The sequence below is a fragment of the Pseudoalteromonas sp. MMG033 genome (assembly GCF_057197785.1).
In genome coordinates this window covers 4,939,390-4,959,511 of record NZ_CM170070.1, presented here as the reverse complement: position 1 = coordinate 4,959,511, position 20,122 = coordinate 4,939,390, and the positions used below count along the sequence as shown (strand labels likewise).

At 41.1% G+C, this 20,122-nt stretch carries 18 protein-coding genes; 16 read left to right on the top strand and 2 right to left on the bottom strand.

All coding sequences use genetic code 11. The features are described from left to right. Positions 1-156: 156 nt before the first annotated feature. Together AC2CZC_RS21520 and AC2CZC_RS21515 are read right to left on the bottom strand one after the other, a co-directional pair. Positions 157-1,023: a hypothetical protein gene (locus AC2CZC_RS21520; RefSeq protein ID WP_484583366.1), complete on the bottom strand. Its 867-nt coding sequence runs from the start codon at positions 1,021-1,023 to the stop codon at positions 157-159. 27 nt (positions 1,024-1,050) lie between these two features. Continuing rightward, complete coding sequence (locus AC2CZC_RS21515) at positions 1,051-2,886, bottom strand: motility associated factor glycosyltransferase family protein (protein WP_484583365.1); 1,836 nt, start codon at positions 2,884-2,886, stop codon at positions 1,051-1,053. A gap of 714 nt (positions 2,887-3,600) precedes the next feature. Between AC2CZC_RS21515 and flgB the strand changes: the two genes are divergently transcribed. The 16 genes from flgB to fliD all read left to right on the top strand — a co-directional run bounded on the left by flgB (position 3,601) and on the right by fliD (position 20,120). Then, complete coding sequence (gene flgB, locus AC2CZC_RS21510; protein WP_484583364.1) at positions 3,601-4,014, top strand: flagellar basal body rod protein FlgB; 414 nt, start codon at positions 3,601-3,603, stop codon at positions 4,012-4,014. A 2-nt stretch (positions 4,015-4,016) separates the two neighbouring features. Beyond that, positions 4,017-4,448, top strand: a complete 432-nt coding sequence (gene flgC / locus AC2CZC_RS21505; RefSeq protein WP_484583363.1) for a flagellar basal body rod protein FlgC — start codon at positions 4,017-4,019, stop codon at positions 4,446-4,448. A 15-nt stretch (positions 4,449-4,463) separates the two neighbouring features. Further along, complete coding sequence (locus AC2CZC_RS21500) at positions 4,464-5,141, top strand: flagellar hook assembly protein FlgD (protein ID WP_484583362.1); 678 nt, start codon at positions 4,464-4,466, stop codon at positions 5,139-5,141. A 38-nt stretch (positions 5,142-5,179) separates the two neighbouring features. Further along, the gene (gene flgE, locus AC2CZC_RS21495) at positions 5,180-6,532 is read left to right on the top strand and encodes a flagellar hook protein FlgE (RefSeq protein WP_484583361.1); all 1,353 of its coding nucleotides are present in this window, start codon (positions 5,180-5,182) and stop codon (positions 6,530-6,532) included. Positions 6,533-6,642: 110 nt separating this feature from the next. Next, positions 6,643-7,407 (top strand): flagellar basal body rod protein FlgF, encoded by a 765-nt coding sequence (locus tag AC2CZC_RS21490; protein WP_063363459.1) that lies wholly within the window; start codon positions 6,643-6,645, stop codon positions 7,405-7,407. 18 nt (positions 7,408-7,425) lie between these two features. Further along, entirely contained in the window at positions 7,426-8,214 is a 789-nt protein-coding gene (gene flgG / locus AC2CZC_RS21485; protein ID WP_023401742.1) for a flagellar basal-body rod protein FlgG, read from the top strand. A gap of 17 nt (positions 8,215-8,231) precedes the next feature. Further along, a complete protein-coding gene (gene flgH / locus AC2CZC_RS21480) occupies positions 8,232-8,912 on the top strand; it encodes a flagellar basal body L-ring protein FlgH (protein WP_284018550.1) in 681 nt (226 codons plus the stop codon). Positions 8,913-8,923: 11 nt separating this feature from the next. Beyond that, a complete protein-coding gene (locus tag AC2CZC_RS21475; RefSeq protein ID WP_484583360.1) occupies positions 8,924-10,018 on the top strand; it encodes a flagellar basal body P-ring protein FlgI in 1,095 nt (364 codons plus the stop codon). Positions 10,019-10,122: 104 nt separating this feature from the next. After that, positions 10,123-11,115: a flagellar assembly peptidoglycan hydrolase FlgJ gene (flgJ, locus tag AC2CZC_RS21470; protein WP_484583359.1), complete on the top strand. Its 993-nt coding sequence runs from the start codon at positions 10,123-10,125 to the stop codon at positions 11,113-11,115. Position 11,116: 1 nt separating this feature from the next. Then, positions 11,117-13,147 carry a flagellar hook-associated protein FlgK gene (flgK, locus tag AC2CZC_RS21465; protein WP_484583358.1) on the top strand — a complete coding sequence of 677 codons (2,031 nt, stop codon included), beginning with the start codon at positions 11,117-11,119 and terminating at the stop codon, positions 13,145-13,147. Between the two features lie 2 nt (positions 13,148-13,149). Next, the gene (flgL, locus tag AC2CZC_RS21460) at positions 13,150-14,388 is read left to right on the top strand and encodes a flagellar hook-associated protein FlgL (protein ID WP_484583357.1); all 1,239 of its coding nucleotides are present in this window, start codon (positions 13,150-13,152) and stop codon (positions 14,386-14,388) included. A 336-nt stretch (positions 14,389-14,724) separates the two neighbouring features. Continuing rightward, complete coding sequence (locus AC2CZC_RS21455) at positions 14,725-15,690, top strand: flagellin N-terminal helical domain-containing protein (RefSeq protein WP_484583356.1); 966 nt, start codon at positions 14,725-14,727, stop codon at positions 15,688-15,690. 392 nt (positions 15,691-16,082) lie between these two features. Further along, positions 16,083-17,051, top strand: a complete 969-nt coding sequence (locus tag AC2CZC_RS21450) for a flagellin N-terminal helical domain-containing protein (RefSeq protein WP_484583355.1) — start codon at positions 16,083-16,085, stop codon at positions 17,049-17,051. Positions 17,052-17,201: 150 nt separating this feature from the next. After that, positions 17,202-18,167: a flagellin N-terminal helical domain-containing protein gene (locus AC2CZC_RS21445; RefSeq protein WP_484583354.1), complete on the top strand. Its 966-nt coding sequence runs from the start codon at positions 17,202-17,204 to the stop codon at positions 18,165-18,167. A gap of 93 nt (positions 18,168-18,260) precedes the next feature. Further along, positions 18,261-18,671, top strand: a complete 411-nt coding sequence (locus AC2CZC_RS21440) for a flagellar protein FlaG (protein WP_484583353.1) — start codon at positions 18,261-18,263, stop codon at positions 18,669-18,671. Between the two features lie 21 nt (positions 18,672-18,692). Then, on the top strand, positions 18,693-20,120 hold the full coding sequence (gene fliD / locus AC2CZC_RS21435; protein ID WP_484583352.1) for a flagellar filament capping protein FliD: 1,428 nt from the start codon (positions 18,693-18,695) through the stop codon (positions 20,118-20,120). Positions 20,121-20,122: the final 2 nt, after the last annotated feature.

Below are 20,122 nucleotides of genomic sequence, written 5' to 3'. Positions count from 1 at the left end.
TACCATTCCGCATAAAGCTGATTTAATCTTTATACGGAATGGTATTAATTATTAATACACTGCATTATTTAAATAAATGAAAAGGCCAGCTAATACAGCTGGCCTAATAGCTGTCAACTTGAGCTAGGAGAAGCCAAGCGTTGCCGTTAGTGATAATTAACTACCCAAGTGTGCTTGGCAATATTCAGCTTCATAGGCATCTAGGCCTTTATAGTATGCTCTGTATACTGTATATGTCTGTCCGTAATCTGCGCCAAAACCGTAGAATTCATACTTACCATAATTATGCTTGTAAAAATTAAGTTTAGTGGTTCCAGGTTTATTAGCATGTTTTAATTTTAGGTGTAGAGAATAGAATCTTTCACCAGAATGTTCGTCTTTCTTATACGTTCCTTTCATTAAGTAACTGTGGTCTTTTACTAAATAGTCTTCATGTGTATTAGCACCGATAATGAAGCTTCGGTTGGATTTTGTACAGATGGTGTATGTTAGCTCATATTCAGCAAACGGATCATTTATGTTTTTACTTTCTACATATAAAACACCGTTATGTTGTTTCTCATAGAGTGGTGTTGTGTTACGTTCAGTTGTTGGAAATGGAACAAAGTCGATCGGGCGAGGCTCTGTTGAAGAAGAGTCTCCTGCACCGAATGAATCTCCCGCACCGAATGAGTCGCCTGCACCGAATGAGTCGCCCGCACCGAATGAGTCGCCCGCACCGAATGAGTCGCCCGCACCGAATGAGTCGCCCGCACCGAATGAGTCGCCTGCACCGAATGAATCGCCTGCACCGAATGAATCGCCGGCACCGAATGAATCGCCGGCACCGAATGAATCGCCTGCACCGAATGAATCGCCGGCACCGAAAGAGTCACCTGCACTGAATGCTGTATCTGTCATTGAGCTATAGTAACCACTCTGATCAGTATCGCTAACGAGAGAATTAACAGTATCTGCTAAAGAGGCCGATACATGCATTGTGCCTACAGCAAGAGGTAACACAGTTAATAAATTGAACTTCATCGATTTTCCTTATAGTTTCTTTAAGGGTTATTGGGTTTTACTTAACTTTTCTAGTGCCATATCAAATGAGATCATGAGCACTTCTTTTAAGTCGGTGAAATACTCATTATGATTTTCCAATGGCAAGTGATTTATATGACTTGCAACGGTTGTAGTTACATATTTTAAGGTACCACTCAGTAAATAGTGACTCCCCTGATATTCAGATTGATGAGATATTTTTGATAATTCTTTAGCGAACAATGCTAGTACTTGAGATGCATGCTCTGTTTGGTTGATTTTTTGTTTCAGTTTGAACAGAATATTGGCTGCTTGAGTTATCGAATTTTTAGCATTAATAGGTGAAGGAACATGATGCTGAGTATATTTTCTTATTTCGCACATAATCGATTTTTTATCAATTTTTTGTGGGGTGATATCACTCAGCCTCTGCGATACCGTCCCTTCAATATATGCCCCATCGCTGCTGTTAATGACATTAACGAACTTGTTCGTTTTAATTAGTCTTTGCTGTGCGAGTCTAGACTCATTGTAAATACGATCTGTATAGATAGACTGTCTAAAATTACCTTTAGTTTCTATCTCAGGACTAAAGACACTTTTTGAAAGAGAGCTTGAATCTTCAAAATAAGCAGAGTGCTTACTGTGATGGTATTTGGGGTCGATATAGCCATAGTCACATCCGACTAAAATAATATTCTTAAAACCCATTCGTGTTAAGGATGCCAGAGCCATATTTGTGACAGTCGGGTTGCAGTTATATAGCTGGTCTACTTGTTTTACATTTTGAGTATAAACATGAGTACCTAAGTCATTGGCTTTTGGAAAAAGCATGCGATGGTCAAATAAGTTTACATATTTAGGGTAAACCGTATTAAGTGCAACCAAGACAACTTCCTTCATTCTCGGATCTCTGACTTGCTCTTCTTTAATATATAAGTTACACGGAAGACGTTCCATTTCAATGTGAAAATCTGGTGTAATATTGTTGTTTAATAAGGGATTGAGCGAAGTGCCACAAGATGCAATGAGGAAATTCTCACGATTTTCAATTAGGTAACTTATGTCATTATCCAATGATGGCCCATTACCGGCTATCACTAGAGGTATGTCCTCAAATTGAGACAGGACACCGTTATGTCCAGTAATCTCATGTGATAAACTATTTTTTACAGTGTGTGATAGTCCAACCAACTCATCTTCCATGAACCCCCAAAGGCTAGCTAGGCGATTACGCCAAGTTTTAAAGTTGTCATAGACTTGGTCGAATAAGGAGGTTGAATAGTGTCTGTATAGGCTTATATCTGCCACAATATGTGATCCAACCTTTTGTGAGATACACAAGAGCGCTCGTTCAAACTCTTCATAGCTCTCGCTGTGAATGAGGTGTAGGCTACCACCCCTATTACTACACTCTGTATGTATTTTTTGAAAACTAATATGGTGCGATGCCATACTGAGCATATCGTTAGAAGGCTCGAGAATGATGACGTCGCTATATTTAATAGACTTCATTAAAGCTTCAATATGGTAACCAGCTGCGAGCCCTAATATAATTAACGTACCTCGTTGTGGTTTTGAATTTGGCTTGAGACCCAACTTGTTTGCTGTCTCATTCATCTTATTAATCAAATGCTGATGGACGTAGTCACTCTGATTGTTTGTCTTAAACCGCATACTTAGGTGTTGAGGGTGTTTCAAAAAGAGTTTCACTTGCTGCTCACAACAGGCTTTTGCACAACCCTCATAAAAATCTACGGTCTTGTTTTGAAGGTCTTGATGATTCCATAATGAAGGCGGGGGGACTGAGGATAAGTTATTAACTGAGCTTAAAAAATTTAAGTTTTTACTAAATAGTTCCATCTTATGTAATTTGTTTTTAATCGTTTTCTATTGCATATTTTTTCAGAGTTAAAACCTTCCGTCAATTACACATTTTACTATAATTGAATATTATTCTGGAATAAATAATTTAAACCATTATTTCTATATTTTGTTTAATAAATATATGAATATATGGTAACTGAAAGGTGTTTATAAACCTATTTTTTCGGTGATTGTTCGTAAAAACCCAACTGCAGAAATACTATTAATGATTAAGTAGTTTTAAATGTTAAATTTGTGGTTTTTTAATGTTTGAGTCTTTTTATTAATATTTTCATTAGTCACTTGGAGTACTAGGGAGCTTAAAGCAACCTAATTTAAAGTTCAGAGTAAATGTGATTTCAGTTTCTTCATCATTGCTTAGGATCCAACCTACTAACATACCTTGCAATATACTGTACCGCTTTTAAATAACTTATGTTTCGTCTTCAAGCCTGAGCTGGCTGTTAAGTTTTCTAAAGCCTAGGCCTTCAAAACAGGAAAGTAGTCGAACAACAATTCGATATAGACAAGAAATTTGTATGACATTGTGACCTTTATTTTATAAATCAGAGGTTGTTAATTGGCGGATCTAATCCAAAGTAGAAACATAACATATTGAATTTAAGGTTATTAATGATAAATCAAGTAGGTTGAGAATACTGGCCTTTATCTTGCATTAACCACCGTGAAGTCAAATTTTTGGAGTTGGTTATGGCAATTAGTTTTGATAAAGCGCTAGGGGTACATCAGCATACCATGTTGATCCGTTCTCAACGTGCAGAGCTCTTAGCGAGTAATATCGCAAATGCTGATACTCCCGGTTACAAAGCAAAAGATATAGATTTTGGCAGAGCGTTAAACGCGGCAAAGTCGGCACAGCAAAGCGGCAATCAGATGACCCGTACCAACGAAAAGCACATTAGTGGTGGGACAAGATTGACTAACAGTGAAGAATTATTTCGTAATCCAAATCAAACAGATACGGGAGATGGTAACTCAGTTGATATACAAGTGGAACGGAACTTGTATGTACAAAACTCATTAGAGTACCAAGCTAGTTTGAACTTTTTGGGTGGTAAATTTAAAAGCTTGAAAAAAGCGCTTAGTGGTGGTCAAGGAGCCTAATTATGAGTTTATATAACGTTTTTGATATCGCAGGCTCCGGCATGAGTGCACAAAATGTTCGCTTGAATACCACTGCGAGTAATATATCCAATGCAAACAGCGTCAGTTCCAGTCAGGATAAGGTGTATAGAGCTAGGCATCCCGTATTTGCAGCCGAATTGAACAAGGCAGCAGCGGCAAATCCTAATACATTGAGTTCGTCTGTGGGAGTTAAGGTTTTAGGTATTGTTGAAAGTGACAAGCCGCTGCAAGTTGAATACAACCCTAACCACCCAAGTGCTGATAAAGATGGTTATATCTATAAACCGAATGTGAATGTGGTGGAAGAAATGACAAATATGATTTCTGCATCACGCTCGTATCAAACGAATGTTCAAGTAGCAGACGCAGCAAAGCAGATGTTAAGTAAAACTCTGTTGCTTGGTCAGCGCTAATTGGGAGTATAGCTGATGAGTAATGATGTCAATTCCGCAACTTCGTCCTTTGTTGACTCGTTGCGTTGGCAAGATAAAAAAGTGCCAACAGAGAAAAATGATGAGCTAAAGCAGGAAGATTTCTTTGCGCTACTTACTCAGCAATTGTCTTTTCAAGACCCGAGTAAACCAGCTGATAATGATCAGATGATATCCCAGATGACCAATTTTACGATGGCAGAGGGGATTTCAAACTTAAATACAAAGTTTGAATCATTGGCGGCATCGATGACATCAAATTCAGCACTTCAAGCATCAACATTGATAGGTAAGAAGGCTTTGCTCGAGTCTGACACTGTTGAGCATGGGCCTGGTATGCAGGCGAGAGGCTCCATTATTGTTGCAGAGCCTGTCGAAAAGCTTACTTTGAGTATCGTCAATGATAAGAATGAGCTTGTTAGAAAGATTGAATTAGGCAAGCAAAGCGTAGGTGCAACACGTTTTGAATGGGATGGTTTGACTGATAATGACGAGCCAGCCCCTCCAGGTGAATACACAATTAAAGCTGAAGGGCAAACAAACGGTAAGTTTGAGTCATTGCCAACAGCAACATTTAGAAATATTGATAGTGTTAATGTAAATGGCTCTCAGGGCATTGTCATTAACACTAAAGCTGGTGCAGTTAGACTATCTGACGTTGCAGAGATAGCTTAATCAAAAGATTTAACCTTCATTTATAGAGGTATTAGAGTATGAGTTTTAATATTGCTTTAACAGGACTAGCTGCAGCCCAAAAAGATTTGGACACCACAGCTAATAACATTGCAAACGTAAATACCACAGGTTTTAAAGAATCCCGTGCGGAGTTTGCTTCTGTCTATGCATCGTCAGTGTTCAGTGCGGGTAAAACCAAAAATGGTGATGGTGTATCAACGACCATGGTTGCTCAGCAATTCCACCAAGGTTCATTAAACTTTACACAAAACTCGCTTGATCTTGCTATTACAGGTGAGGGTTATTTTGCGACAAGTGAAGATTTAGGCAGCCAAGATTATACATTCACCCGTGCAGGTGCATTTAAGCTGAACAAAGATAACTTTATTGTTGATGCGAACGGCAACTTTTTACAGGGTTTCCCTGTTGATCCAAGTACGGGTGATACAACATCAGTGAGCTTAAGTACGTCGTCACCGTTGCAAATACCTGACGCGTCAGGATCTCCGCGTGCAACAACAAATGTTTATTCATCATTTAACTTGGATTCGACAGCGACGGCACCTACCATTGCATTCGACCCAGATACAACAGCATCTTATAATAGCTCAACGTCGACGACAGTGTATGACTCTTTGGGTGAGCCACATACCCTACAGTTATTTTTCCGTAAAGAAGACCCAACAACCGACGCAAATGAGTGGCAGGTCTATGCAACGTTAGGCGGAAAGCCTTTTGACGCGAACGGTAATGAGATTGTTGCACCTGCTGTGATAACTCCCATTACTGAATTTGGATTTAATGCGCAAGGTTTTCCTGAGCATACTGGAGCTGCAGAAACTCCCAATACAGGCACAACCTTTAACCCACTTAATTTAACAGCAGCCAATGTATCTGGGTTATTGACTAACGGTGCAACTTTTCCGTCAGATATTCAGTTAAACTGGCGTGATGAAGCGAATACAACGAATAAGTTACCAACGCAGTTTGCAAGTCGTTTTGAAGTTAAGGCACTTGATCAAGATGGTGCGACAACGGGTCGACTTGCAGGTATTGACATTGGCTCTGATGGTAAGATTGTTGCGTCATACAGTAATGGAGACTCAACTTTCTTAGGACAGGTTGCTATGGTGAGATTTTCAAACTCACAAGGTTTGACAGAAGCGGGTAATACAGGTTGGAAGAAAAGTTTAACCTCAGGTGAGCCAATTGCCGGTGAACCAGGCTCAGGTACTTTAGGTACGATTAATTCATCAGCATTAGAGCAATCGAATGTAAACTTAACAAATGAATTAGTTGACTTGATCAGTGCGCAAAGAAACTTCCAGGCAAACTCGCGTGCACTTGAAGTGAATTCAACACTGCAACAGAATATCCTTCAGATCCGATAATATTTATCTCTTGTAAAAAGCCGCGTTTGCGGCTTTTTTATTTTTTGACACTCACCTTGGCACTAATATTGCTTTTATCACTATATATTGAACAGTTTTAGGTCGTTCTCATGGATAAAATGCTCTATATCGCCATGTCAGGCGCTAAGCAAAGCTTGCGAGGTGTGGCGCTCAAGGCGAACAATCTAGCAAATGCTAATACGACAGGCTTTAAAGCAGACTTTGCACAAGCTCGCTCTATGCAAGCTTTTGGTGAAGGCTTACCAACACGGGTATTTGCCATGCAAGAGCGCCCTGGTACTAATATGTTAAGCGGCGCGGTTGCAGAAACAGGTCGTGATTTAGATATCGCGGTTGATGAGAAGTCGTGGATCAGTGTCATGGATGCCAGTGGTGAAGAGGCGTATACAAAAGTAGGTACCTTGAACATTACTAGCGACGGGGCTTTGGTCACAAGTCATGGACGTCAATTAATTGGCGAAGGCGGCCCGATTATATTACCTTTACCTATCGATAAAGTGGTATTTAGTGATGATGGCTCCATTCAAGTTCGTCCTCAGGGGGCCCCAGCAAACTTCTTAGAAACCGTTGATCGGCTAAAAATAATTACCGCTGATAATAACCAGCTCGAAAAAGGTAATGATGGTTTATTTAGGCCACAAGAAGACCAGCTTGATGATGGGCATTGTGGTTTTTGCGAAGTATCTCCAACGGCAAAAGTGATGAGTGGATATTTAGAAATGTCTAATGTAAACCCCGTTCATGAAATGGTGGATTTGATAAACCATCAGAGACAGTTTGAGATGCAAATTAAATTAATGAAGTCAGCAGAAGAAATTGACGAGCGACACACTTCGCTCCTGCGCATAGTTTAAGAGAGTGAGGTATAGATTATGAATCCAGCATTGTGGATAAGTAAAACAGGGCTTGATGCTCAGCAAACAGATATTTCGGTTATTTCAAATAACTTGGCGAATGCCAGTACGGTTGGTTATAAAAAGAGCCGTGCTATTTTTGAAGATTTACTGTATCAAAATATCAATCAGCCCGGTGGGCGCTCATCACAGGATACTGAGCTACCTTCAGGTTTAATGCTTGGTGCAGGTTCTAAAGTCGTGGCTAACCAAAAGAACTTTTCTCAGGGCAATATGATAAGCACTGAAAACTCTTTGGACTGGATGATACAAGGTCCAGGTTTTTTTGAAATACAAATGCCAGATGGCACCATTGCGTATTCTCGAAATGGACAGTTCACCACGGACGAAACCGGTCGTGTTGTTACATCAGGTGCAGGTTTCCCGGTACAGCCAGAAATGACAGTACCAGATAATGCGAACTCCATCACCATATCTCAAGACGGTGAAGTATCAGTAAGTATCAATGGTCAGGCAGAAAACACAGTTATTGGCCAATTAGTTATCAGTGACTTTATCAATCCATCAGGGTTAGAGCCGATTGGACAAAACTTGTATACAGAAACAGCTGTAAGTGGCGCCCCAGTGCAAGGTAACCCAGGGGTCGAAGGATTGGGCTCTATGGTTCAAGGTGCGCTTGAAACGTCGAACGTAAACGTGACTGAAGAGTTAGTAAACTTGATTGAAACCCAGCGCGTCTATGAGATGAACTCTAAAGTCATTAAGTCGGTTGACGAAATGCTGAGTTATATCAACCAACAACTTTAATTAGGGTAGGGCAGATCATGCGTAAATGTATATTGGTAGTTACGTTAGGTTTAGGCTTAAGTGGGTGTATGTCTACTGAAAACAGTGATGTTGTCAGAGATGACCCTTATTACGCACCTATGTATCCTGAAATGGAGGCAGAGCCAGTTGTCACAACGGGCTCGCTGTTCAACTCATATTCAAATGATCTGTACTCAGATAAAAAAGCAGTGAGAGTCGGCGATATAATTACGGTTGTACTTAGAGAGTCTACCCAAGCTTCCAAAGCGGCTAATTCTAAATTAGATAAAGACAGTGAAGTCAATGTGGACCCTTTCCTAGGTCTTGGTAACGCGCCTGTCAATATTGGCGGTGACGCCATTCAACTGGATATGGGTGCGAACTCTTCTTACCAAGGTGATGCACAAGCTAATCAATCAAATAGTTTGTTTGGTAACATCTCAGTAAATGTAATGAGGGTTTTACCCAATGGCAACTTGGTGATCCGCGGTGAGAAATGGCTAACGCTAAATACGGGTGAAGAGTTTATTCGTTTAGAAGGGTTAGTGCGGCCGCAAGATGTTTCCGCAGAAAATGAGGTTGAATCAAATCGAATTGCTAATGCACGCATTCAGTATTCAGGAAAAGGTCAGACGCAAGAAGTGCAGAGTGCAGGCTGGCTAACTAAATTCTTCATGAGCACATTAATGCCGTTTTAAGGAAGTTGATCATGCGTATTCTGCAAAGTGTAATTTTATCATTGCTCCTTATCATATCGGTCAATGCACAAGCTGAGCGAATTAAAGACGTCAGTGTCGTTGAAGGAGTGAGAAGCAACCAACTTATAGGTTATGGTTTGGTGGTGGGTCTGCCTGGGACCGGTGAGCAAAGTCGGTTTACAGAACAGAGCTTTAAAGCGATGTTAAACAGTTTTGGTATCACCCTGCCGGGTAACCTAAAACCGAAGATTAAAAATGTAGCAGCTGTTGCTGTACATGCCGATTTACCGCCATTTGTAAAACCAGGGCAAAGTATTGATGTCACCGTTTCATCTATTGGTAGTGCGGGAAGTTTGAGAGGCGGTACATTATTGCAGACATTTTTAAAAGGTGTCGATGGCAACGTCTATGCAATAGCACAAGGCAGTATGATCGTTGGGGGCCTAGGCGCTGAAGGTTTAGATGGGAGTCGAGTGGTGATTAACACCCCTACAGTTGGCAGAATTCCCAATGGCGCTATGGTTGAGCGAGCAGTTAAAAGCCCGTTTACACAAGGGGATCATATTACGTTTAATTTGAACCGTCCTGATTTTACAACAGCCAAACGCTTAGCCGACAGAATAAATGAACTAGTGGGGCCTAATAGTGCCAGCGCACTGGATGCAGCCTCTGTGAGAGTCATCGCTCCGAGAGACCCATCGCAACGAGTGGCATATTTGTCTACTCTGGAAAATCTTGAATTTAAACCAGCAGATACTTCAGCAAAAATCATCGTTAACTCAAGAACGGGTACGATTGTAATTGGTAAAGATGTGAAGTTACAGCCAGCGGCGATAACACACGGTGGATTAACAGTGACAATTGCTGAGCAAACAAATGTGTCACAGCCACAACCTTTGACGGATGCTGATGCCGTCGTTACACAACAAAGTATTGTGGATGTTGATCAAGATGACTCGAGAGCATTTGTATTTGACCCAGGTAGTAGCCTTGATGACTTAGTTCGTGCAATTAATGCAGTTGGCGCTGCCCCTGGTGACTTGATGGCGATATTAGAGGCGTTAAAAGAAGCGGGTGCAATACATGGTCAATTAGTCGTTATATAGTTTATTTTATAATCAAAAAGTTAGCCTCATATTTATGAGGCTTTTTTTTGGCCTAATATTTGCATTTGATTAAGTATTCATTTTTTAACGACGTGTTTTTGACCATGAATACTGATCCTACACATAATCAAAGTTTTTTTGATTTAAACAACCTGAACTCATTGAGACAGGATGCATTAAAGAGTGCAGGGGACGGTGATGCATCAAAGCAGGCGTTGAAAAAAGCTGCGGAGCAATTTGAATCAATTTTTACGCAAATGCTATTGAGCAGTATGCGTAAAGCCAATGAAGCATTTGAAGACAAAGATAGTCCTTTCAATTCGAGCAGTGTTAAATTTTACCGAGACATGCATGACCAGCAGATGGCTCTAGAGCTGTCAGGTAAAGGTAGTTTAGGCTTAGCTGATTTGATTGTTCAGCAACTTTCTCCGCAAAAAGATGGTTATATGCCTTCTTCAGTTATTCGCACAGGGGCGGAGATCCAAAGCGATAAAATAGTCAGTAGGCAAGCTCCACATACAAATACCCCAGACAGTACTGAGTTGACTACGTCAGCACCTAAAGAAGTCGCTCAGCAACAACAAACTGACCCTCAAGCTTTTGAAAGCCCTGAAGAGTTTATCAATACTTTGTGGGATTACGCGAAATCAGCGGCTGAAAAAATCGGCTTAAACCCTGCTGTTATGGTAGCACAAGCCGCTTTAGAAACGGGTTGGGGCAAGCATGTGATAGCAAAACCTGACGGAAATAGTAGTTTTAATTTATTTAATATCAAAGCGGATAGCCGCTGGACAGGAGACAGTGCCAGTAAAATGACACTCGAATTTGAACAGGGCTTACCTGTTAAAAAACAAGCAAACTTTCGTGCTTACGAGTCGCTAAAAGATAGCTTCAGTGATTACGTAAACTTTTTACAGTCTAACCCTCGCTATCAAGACGCCCTCAAAAAAGCGGCTAAACCGAGTGAATACTTAGACGCTTTGCAACAAGCTGGGTATGCAACGGATCCTAATTATGCCAATAAGATAAAAAATGTATTAGGCGGTTCGCACTTTCAGTCCGCAGTGACATCGTTTATGCGTCAAGGAGTAAACTAATATGTCTTTTAACTTGATGAACATTGGTACTTCGGGCGTCAGAGCAAGTAGTGAGCTATTGCAAACGACCAGTAAAAATATTGCTAACCTAAATACAGTTGGTTATATCCGAGAACGTACTGAACATGCGACGATGGTTGGCAACCAAGTTGGTCGCGGTGAAACAGTAAGGCTATTGAATGAGTTTGCTCAAAAGCAATTAATTCGTGACATATCTAGTCAATCATACTATGAACAGTTTGTGGCTGAGTCAGCACGTGTAGATACTTTGTTTGGTGAAGAGTCAAACAACTTAAATACGAGTATCAACTCTTTATTCAATAACTTGCAAGAAGCAATGAATCTGCCTTCTTCAACTGTAACACGTTCCCTATTTCTGACCGATGCACAAAATATGATTGACCAAATGGATCGTCTATCAGGTATCGTTTTTGATCAAAATAATATTGTTAATGAGCAGCTCGCAATATACTCGCAAGAAGCAAACAATTTAATTCAAAAAATTAGTGACCTTAACGGTCAAGTTGGAGCGCTTAACGCGAATCCTGATAGTAACAATGCTAATTCTGTACTGAATGAGCGCGATCAATCAATAAAAGAGCTGTCTGAACTCGTTGATATAGAGGTACTTGATGGTTCAAATGGTGAAAAATTGGTTTTTCTTGGATCTGGTCAATCTGTGGTGATGGAAAATGGCACATTTAACCTATTTTCTCTTGATGGGGATCCAGATCCGAACCGAAAAGAGTTAACGCTCGATGTTACAGAGGGTAGTGCGATTGCTTTAGAAGTCGATCAAACTAAGCTTCAAGGCAAAATTGGTGGGCTACTGGCATTTAGAGATGAAATTTTAGTACCCGCTCAGAATCAATTGGGGCAAATTGCGCTATCTCTTGCTGATGCATTTAACCAGCAGAATAGATTAGGCATGGATTTGGATGGTAACTTGGGTGGTGATTTATTTACTATCCCAACTACGGCTGGTTTTCCCCACCGCTCGAATACCAGCGCAACCCAGTTATCCGCAACGCTAGAGCCCGGAAAAGGTGATCAGATCCCTGCAACAGATTTTAGAGTGACATATAACGCAGGTAATACAGTCACGATTGCGGCAATCGATGCATTTGGCAATACCATTGGTACTCCAACCAATGTGGCTTACACGGACCCATTAAACTCGACAACTGCACCAGCTGGAACTGAATTGTATGGGCTGCAAATCAGCTTTACAGATGCAAGCGGTGCAGCTGCTTTACCTAATGATGGTGATACTTTTGACATTAAGCTTAACTCCGCGGCTGCTGGCACATTATCGTTAGCAACCGACAGGCCAGAAAGCGTCGCCTTAGCCTCTCCGATTAGAACCGAATCCTCAGCTGGGAATGTAAGTAATGCGACCATTTCAGTTGGTTCTGTGACCAATACGGATCCTGCTAGCAGTAATTTCGCGGCGACAAATCCACCGTCGCTTGCGCAAGGTACGATTACCATACAGAAAACAGCAAACCCTGACGAATATACAATCACTGATGGTAATGGTACGACAACATTTATAGCGGCGGCACCTCGAGAGAACATTTTGGCGTCTGCTGGAGGTGTGTATGCAAATTATGGGTTTGACTTTGATATAGATGGCGAGCCCGCTACCGGAGATACATATACGGTTGAATTTAATGAAGGTGGCTTTGATGATAACCGTAATGGGTTGATACTGAGTCAATTGCAGTCAGGACAATTAGTACGTCAAAATGTTGTAACAACAACGGTGGCAGATAATCATAAGACGTTTAATGAAGCATATGCGGGGTTGGTTACAGAGATTGGTGTTATAGCTAATCAAGCAAAAACTAATGGCGCTGCCTATGATGCCCTTGCGGCTCAATCAGAAGCGTGGTTTGAATCAGTTGCCGGCGTGAACTTAGATGAAGAAGCGGCAAATTTGCTCCGTTTTCAGCAATCGTATACAGCATCTGCACAGATTTTGAGCGCTGCTCGTACTGTCTTTGATACATTAATTAATGCTGCGAGGTAATTATGCGTTTATCTCATAATATGATTTTTAAGAACAACTTGAACTCTATTTTAAATAGTCAGCAAGAAGTCAATAAATCAATGAAGCAAGTTAATACGCAGAAGCGAGTATTAACGGCCTCTGACGATCCTTCAGCTATGGCAAGATCATTACTATATTCAGATAGAATCCAAACTAATGAGCAGTATACAAAGAATCTGACTATGTTAAAAAGTCGACTTGATACGCAAGAGGGTGTACTTGAAAACATAAAAGATTCTTTAACTCGTGCTCATGTGTTGACAGTGCAAGCAGGTAATGGTGCTTTAACTTCACCAGATAGAGCTTCTCAGTCTGAAGAGTTAAGTGCAATAAAAACAGCAGTACTCGATTTAATGAATGCTAAAACCGAAGATGGGCGTTATATCTTTTCTGGATATCAAGATAATACCAAGACCTACGCTTATGACAGTGCAACAGGAAGGTATGCTTACAATGGGGATCAAGGTCAGCACAAGATAAAGGTTGCAGAGGGCGTCGAGATCAAGTCAAGTGACAATGGCTTCGATGTGTTCGAAAGTGTCGATCAAAGGTTGAACGTGACACAAAACACGGGGTTCAATAATACCGGTGGGGTAACAGCGAGTACAGTCTACGTAAAAGAGCAGGCTGATTTTGAGCAGTTCCACAAAGCAAATTATAATCCTGACCCAGCGGCAGCGGCGACAGGCAACCAAATTATTATTACTATGGCCGCTGGCACACCAAATAGCTACACTCTGACACAAGGTGGAACAAATATCGGCACCGGCACTTTTGCGGGTAATCGTATTAACTTTGGTGGGATGGAAGTCGATATTTCTGGCACATTGCCAGGATCTACTACGATAGAATTAGAACCACCCCAAAAAGACAATGTGCTCAACACATTGGATAAGCTGATTAATGCGTTGGAAAATCAGTCGCTGAGTGATGATGATTATAGGCAATTACTCGCAGATTCTATGGTGGGCATAGAGAATGCAAAAAATCGTGTTTCTCAAATTCAGTCTGGATTAGGTGGCAGACTTAATACGGCAACAAGGATAACGGATGCCAATGGAGATTTAGATGTTAATAACCAAATTGCGCGGGCTCAGTTGATTGAAGTTGATATGGCTGAAGCAATTACAGAATTAACAAAACACGAAACGGCTTTACAAGCCTCCCAAGCAACTTATGGCCGTTTGTCGAATCTTTCTTTATTAGACTACATTCGCTAATTTAAATACTCGTAAATTGTATATTTGTATCAATTTACGAGTATGCTTACCATAAACCCCTTCTAGCCCCATTAACTGATTATAAATAATAAAGTTTATTTGACGCTATCTTCTCAATTGTTGTCTGTAAATCATTCTTCCCAGACCTAGTCATGCTGCTTTTAAGTCACTTAAAAAATATAAAAAACAAAAGGTTAAAATTTTTTTTAATTTTTTACTAAAGGATTTTCTCGAGAGTCCGATAACTTAATTAACCAAGCCGGAGAGATAAAAAATCATCGAAGGCTAGAGAATTTAAGTTTGAGAGTAAACTAAGTTTACAGTGGGAGAATCATCATGGCACTTTATGTAAATACTAACGTAAGTTCATTGAACGCTCAAAGACAATTAAACAATTCAGGCAATGCTCTAGACGTATCGTTCAAGCGTCTATCATCAGGTTTCCGTATTAACAGTGCGGCGGACGATGCGGCAGGCCTACAAATATCAGACCGTTTAACATCTCAAATTAACGGTTTGAATCAAGGTAACAGAAACGCAAATGACGGTATTTCTTTAGCTCAAACAGCTGAAGGTGCGATGGACGAAGTGACTTCTATGTTCCAACGTGTCAGAACTTTGTCACAACAAGCGGCAAACGGTTCGAACACAGACGAAGATAGATTGGCTATCCAAGAAGAAATTCGTTCATTAATGTCAGAAGTTAACCGTGTAGCAACAGATACTACCTTTGGTGGCGCTAACTTACTAGACGGTTCATATGAAGCGAGCTTCCAAGTCGGTGCAGATGCGGTACAAACAATCGGCTTCAGTATGCAAAACGTTGGCGGCACAGCGGCAATTAATAGCCTATCGGCAAACGGTGGCTTCACGCTATCGGGTATTGCGGGCATTGCGAGTGCTGTAACCGGAAATGAACTGTCAACACTAGCGGTAGGTGTATCAGATATTGACGGTGCGGCAGTGACTGAAACGTTTGCGAATACTTACATTGCTACTGCAATCAGTGTATCGAGTCAAACCAATGCGCAAGTAGTGATGGCTGGTATGGACTCACTAATCGCAGTAGTTGATAAGAAACGTGCGGAGCTAGGTGCTGTACAAAACCGCTTCCAGTCAACAATTCGTAACCAATCGAATGTTGCAGAAAACCTATCAGCTGCGAAATCTCGTATCAAAGATACTGATTTTGCTACAGAAACTGCAAGCCTTACTAAAATGCAGATTCTACAACAGGCGAGCCAAACAATCCTAAGTCAGGCAAACCAGCGTCCACAGGCAGCTTTGAGTCTACTAGGTTAATATAATTAATAGGAAATAGTTGAAAGAGGTGTCTGTGCTTGATGGGGTATTAACACAGACACCCAAATTGGACGATAAAGCGGAGAAGCTTAAATCCAAAAGCGTTCATCAATTTAGTGAACATGAATTATTAAGCACATACTATGCCAATTTTTAAATGAAATATTGGCACTCACTCTCAAACTTTAAAAAAGAGGCAGTTACTGCCTCTTTTTTTATTCTTGAATACCTTATTTTCAACTCTGGCACGGCTATTGCTTTATTTCAGGAAACTTGAAAGAAATGTACATGGGCAATGCTTTGTATACATATCAAGCAAAGATCTTGCCGCTCCATGCAATCGACTTGTACTTCTTTCTAGATATCGACAATTTATAGAGAGAGAGTGAATCATGGCTTTATTTGTAAATACAAATGTCAGTGCGTTGAACGCACAAAGACAGTTAGCGCAGTCTAGTGTTGAGCTGGATACTTCTTTTAAGCGTTTATCTTCAGGTTTACGGATCAACAGTGCGGCTGATGATGCGGCAGGTCTACAGATCTCAGATCGTCTTCAATCTCAAATACTGGGTTTAAACCAAGGTAACCGTAACGCAAATGATGGTATTTCATTGGCACAAACAGCAGAAGGTGCAATGGATGAAATCACGTCAATGTTCCAAAGAATGAGAACATTGTCACAACAAGCGGCAAATGGTTCTAATACAGACGAAGACCGCCTGGCAATTCAAGAAGAAATTCGTCAGTTGGCGTCAGAAGTAAACCGTGTTGCTACAGATACAACATTTGGTGGTCAGAACCTATTAGATGGCTCTTACTCAGCAAACTTCCAAGTGGGTGCTGATGCTGTTCAGACCATTGGTTTTAGTATGCAAAATGTTGGCGGAACAGCGGCAATTAATAGCCTATCAGCAAATGGCGGCTTTACCGTGTCGGGGATTGCCGGTATTGCGAGTGCTGTTACAGGCAGTGAACTGTCTGCATTAGTTGCTGGTGTGTCTGAAATTGATAATGCGGCAATTACAGAAACATTTGCTGGCGTATATCAAGCTACGTCTATCAGTGTTTCTTCGCAAACCAATGCACAAGCCGTAATGGCAGGTATGGACTCGCTTATTGCTGTCGTTGATAAAAAACGCGCCGAGCTTGGTGCGGTTCAAAACCGTTTTCAGTCAACCATTCGTAACCAAAGTAACATTGCTGAAAACCTTGAAGCTGCAAAATCAAGAATCAGAGATGCAGATTTCGCAATGGAAACTGCTAAACTAACTAAAAATCAGATCTTACAACAAGCAAGTCAGACTATTTTAGGTCAGGCAAATCAACGTCCTCAAGCAGCATTGAGTCTATTGCAAGGATAAAATTTTAAATTTTTTTAAAAAAAAGCTAAAGCATTCGCTCATCTCGTCGATATCAGAGTTAGAGAACTATAAATTTAGGACTCTGACTCTCATCTTCGCAGGGTAGGGGTATCCCGCGTTGATGGATGAAATGATAAAGCGGAGGCTATTATGGCTATTTTTGTAAATACGAATGTAAGTTCTTTGAATGCTCAAAGACAACTTAATAATTCGTCAATGGCGTTGGATACATCTTTCCAGCGGTTGTCTTCAGGGCTAAGAATTAATAGTGCGAAAGACGATGCTGCGGGTATGCAGATCTCAAACCGATTAACAGGTCAAATTAATGGCTTAAGTCAGGGATCACGAAACGCAAATGATGGTATTTCTTTGGCTCAAACAGCTGAAGGGGCACTAGACGAAACAACACAAATGTTTCAACGAGTCAGAACATTGGCGCAACAAGCATCAAATGGCTCAAACACAGATGAAGACAGACTCGCTATTCAAGAAGAAATTCGCTCATTAATGGGTGAGGTGAACCGAGTTGCTACAGATACGACCTTTGGTGGTCAAAACTTACTAGATGGCTCTTATCAAGCGAGTTTCCAAGTAGGTGCTGATGCTGTACAGACTATTGGCTTCAGTATGCAAAACATTGGTGGTACTGCGGCAATTAACAGTATTTCTGCTAATGGCGGTTTTACCTTATCGGGTATTGCTGGCGTAGCAAGTGCTGTAACTGGTAATGAGTTATCAACATTAGCAGTAGGTGTGTCAGATATCGATGGTGCCGCTGTCACAGAAACATTTGCGAATACTTATATCGCAACTTCTATCAGTGTATCTTCTCAAACAAACGCGCAAGTTGTCATGGCTGGTATGGACTCATTGATCGCGGTCGTGGACAAAAAGCGTGCTGAGCTAGGTGCCGTTCAAAACCGTTTCCAATCTACTATCAGAAACCAAAGTAACATCAGCGAAAACCTATCGGCTGCACGATCTCGTATCAGTGATACAGACTTTGCTGTTGAAACTGCAAACTTGACCAAAATGCAGATTTTGCAACAAGCGAGTAGTTCAATTTTAAGTCAAGCCAACCAGCGTCCTCAAGTAGCCTTATCGCTTCTAGGGTAATTTTGTTGCAATAGTAGCGTCAGGTTTATACTTATTTGATAAACTTGACGTATACTATAAGTTGAGCTTGCTATTTGGAATAGGAGGCGAATCGTGAAAGAGGTTCAAATTCCACTTGGTAATGGTACACAGACTTCTTTACTGGCTCGTGAGCAAACAAAGCAAGAAGAGGGGGTCGAATCCCTCAGAGCGATTGAAAAGCTTACTGATGTACAAGACAAGTTAAAGTCTGAGTTAGAGCAGTCAGATGAAAACTCTGAGTTGTTTGAAGCTGTGAAAGCCAATCTTGCCAAGGTAAATGATTTTATACCGGTCACGGCGACGAATTTGTCATTTGAATTTGATGACCAAGGAGATCCACCTTTCATAAGGGTGGTGGACAAAGATAGTGACGAGGTGATTCGTGAGATTCCTTCAGAGGAATTCCGTGAAGTCGCTAAAGCATTGGATGAACTTGCCGATAAGGTATCAGGTAAAGGTGTACTGTTCGATAGAACAGCATGATAGTTAGTTGGAGGTAGAAAAATGCCACTTATTACATCTGCGGGTGTAGGCTCAGGGTTAGATCTTGAGGGCATTATTAAAGCGTCAATTGATGCTGAAAATAGGCCCAAAATGGAACAATTCGTCGCAAAGGATCAGCGTCTAGCCGTTGAGCTTTCCGCAATTGGCGAGGTTAAATCTGCCCTATCTACCCTCAACGACACTGTCGAAAAATTGGCGGACATTGATAATTTCAACAAGCGGGTTGCGAATATTACCCAGCCTAGCAGCGGCGACATTATCAGCGTCACGCCAACATCTGACATTTCTGTGGGTGATTTTGAAATCGCAGTGCAAGAGTTAGCGCAGGGGAGTCGTGCTGTAAGCGCAGATAACGCGTTTGCAACAGCGGATTCTGTTGTGAGTGCATCTGGTGGAACCTTATCATTTTCTGCCGGTACAAAATCATTCGATTTAGCTGTAACAGCGGGCATGACCTTAAATGAGCTAAGAGATGCAATTAATGCTGACAGTAACAATTTTGGTTTAACGGCAAACATCATCAATACAGGTGATACTGACGTAGGAAGTAAGCTGGTCTTGACTTCCAGTGTAACTGGTACGAATAACGATTTAGTGATAACCAGTGACACGTCTGAATTAGACGCGATCGAAACATATGATGCAGCAACCAACCCCACCGGTGGTATGCGGATCGCCGATGATGACAAAGCAAAGAGTGCGGTTATTACAGTTGATGGTCTAACTGTAACCAGCGAGACAAACACTTTTACGAACGCTGTACAAGATATGACAATCACAGCCAAAGCTAAAAGTGTTCAAGATGCCACGACTCTGGAATATGAAACAGCCAAGCTGAATATTGCTTACGACAGAGAATCGGTGACGACGCTCATAGATGAGTTTATAACGAATTATAATGCAGTTGTTGGGCAGATTGGTTTTAGAACACGTATTGGTGAGCCGTTAAATGGTGATTCATCGATGCGAAGTTTAAGTGATCAGATGGTATCTACCTTGTCGAAAGCGTTAACGGACGCAGGCCCGTTTGGCTCAATTTTTGACATTGGTATTAGCGTTGATAAAAAAGGTTATTTAGAAAAATCATCCCTGGTACGTAGTTTAAATGAAGCTATGGATACCAATTATGATGATATTGGCACAGCGTTTGCAGGTCCTAATGGGGTTGCCAAAGATTTAGAAACTCTGCTTGGCAACTATGTAGATTCAGGTGGATTACTGAAACAAAGGGAAGATGATTTAACGACTCAGCAAAAGGCGATCGAAGATGATGTTTTAAAGCATCAATATCGCATGGAGTCATTGGAGCAGAGGCTCCGCAAGCAGTATGCTGGACTGGATGTTTTGATAGCGCAAATGCGTCAAACGCAAACGTATCTGGGCTCTCAGTTAGCAAATTTACCTGGATTTACTAGTAGTAAGAAATAACA

Coding starts and splice junctions, on each gene's coding strand:
- AC2CZC_RS21515 (WP_484583365.1), bottom strand. CDS start 2,886: ATGGAACTATTTAGTAAAAACTTAAATTTTTTAAGCTCAGTTAATAAC.
- flgL (WP_484583357.1), top strand. CDS start 13,150: ATGCGTTTATCTCATAATATGATTTTTAAGAACAACTTGAACTCTATT.
- flgG (WP_023401742.1), top strand. CDS start 7,426: ATGAATCCAGCATTGTGGATAAGTAAAACAGGGCTTGATGCTCAGCAA.
- AC2CZC_RS21475 (WP_484583360.1), top strand. CDS start 8,924: ATGCGTATTCTGCAAAGTGTAATTTTATCATTGCTCCTTATCATATCG.
- flgK (WP_484583358.1), top strand. CDS start 11,117: ATGTCTTTTAACTTGATGAACATTGGTACTTCGGGCGTCAGAGCAAGT.
- flgJ (WP_484583359.1), top strand. CDS start 10,123: ATGAATACTGATCCTACACATAATCAAAGTTTTTTTGATTTAAACAAC.
- fliD (WP_484583352.1), top strand. CDS start 18,693: ATGCCACTTATTACATCTGCGGGTGTAGGCTCAGGGTTAGATCTTGAG.
- flgE (WP_484583361.1), top strand. CDS start 5,180: ATGAGTTTTAATATTGCTTTAACAGGACTAGCTGCAGCCCAAAAAGAT.
- AC2CZC_RS21450 (WP_484583355.1), top strand. CDS start 16,083: ATGGCTTTATTTGTAAATACAAATGTCAGTGCGTTGAACGCACAAAGA.
- flgB (WP_484583364.1), top strand. CDS start 3,601: ATGGCAATTAGTTTTGATAAAGCGCTAGGGGTACATCAGCATACCATG.
- AC2CZC_RS21455 (WP_484583356.1), top strand. CDS start 14,725: ATGGCACTTTATGTAAATACTAACGTAAGTTCATTGAACGCTCAAAGA.
- AC2CZC_RS21500 (WP_484583362.1), top strand. CDS start 4,464: ATGAGTAATGATGTCAATTCCGCAACTTCGTCCTTTGTTGACTCGTTG.
- AC2CZC_RS21490 (WP_063363459.1), top strand. CDS start 6,643: ATGGATAAAATGCTCTATATCGCCATGTCAGGCGCTAAGCAAAGCTTG.
- AC2CZC_RS21520 (WP_484583366.1), bottom strand. CDS start 1,023: ATGAAGTTCAATTTATTAACTGTGTTACCTCTTGCTGTAGGCACAATG.
- AC2CZC_RS21445 (WP_484583354.1), top strand. CDS start 17,202: ATGGCTATTTTTGTAAATACGAATGTAAGTTCTTTGAATGCTCAAAGA.
- flgC (WP_484583363.1), top strand. CDS start 4,017: ATGAGTTTATATAACGTTTTTGATATCGCAGGCTCCGGCATGAGTGCA.
- flgH (WP_284018550.1), top strand. CDS start 8,232: ATGCGTAAATGTATATTGGTAGTTACGTTAGGTTTAGGCTTAAGTGGG.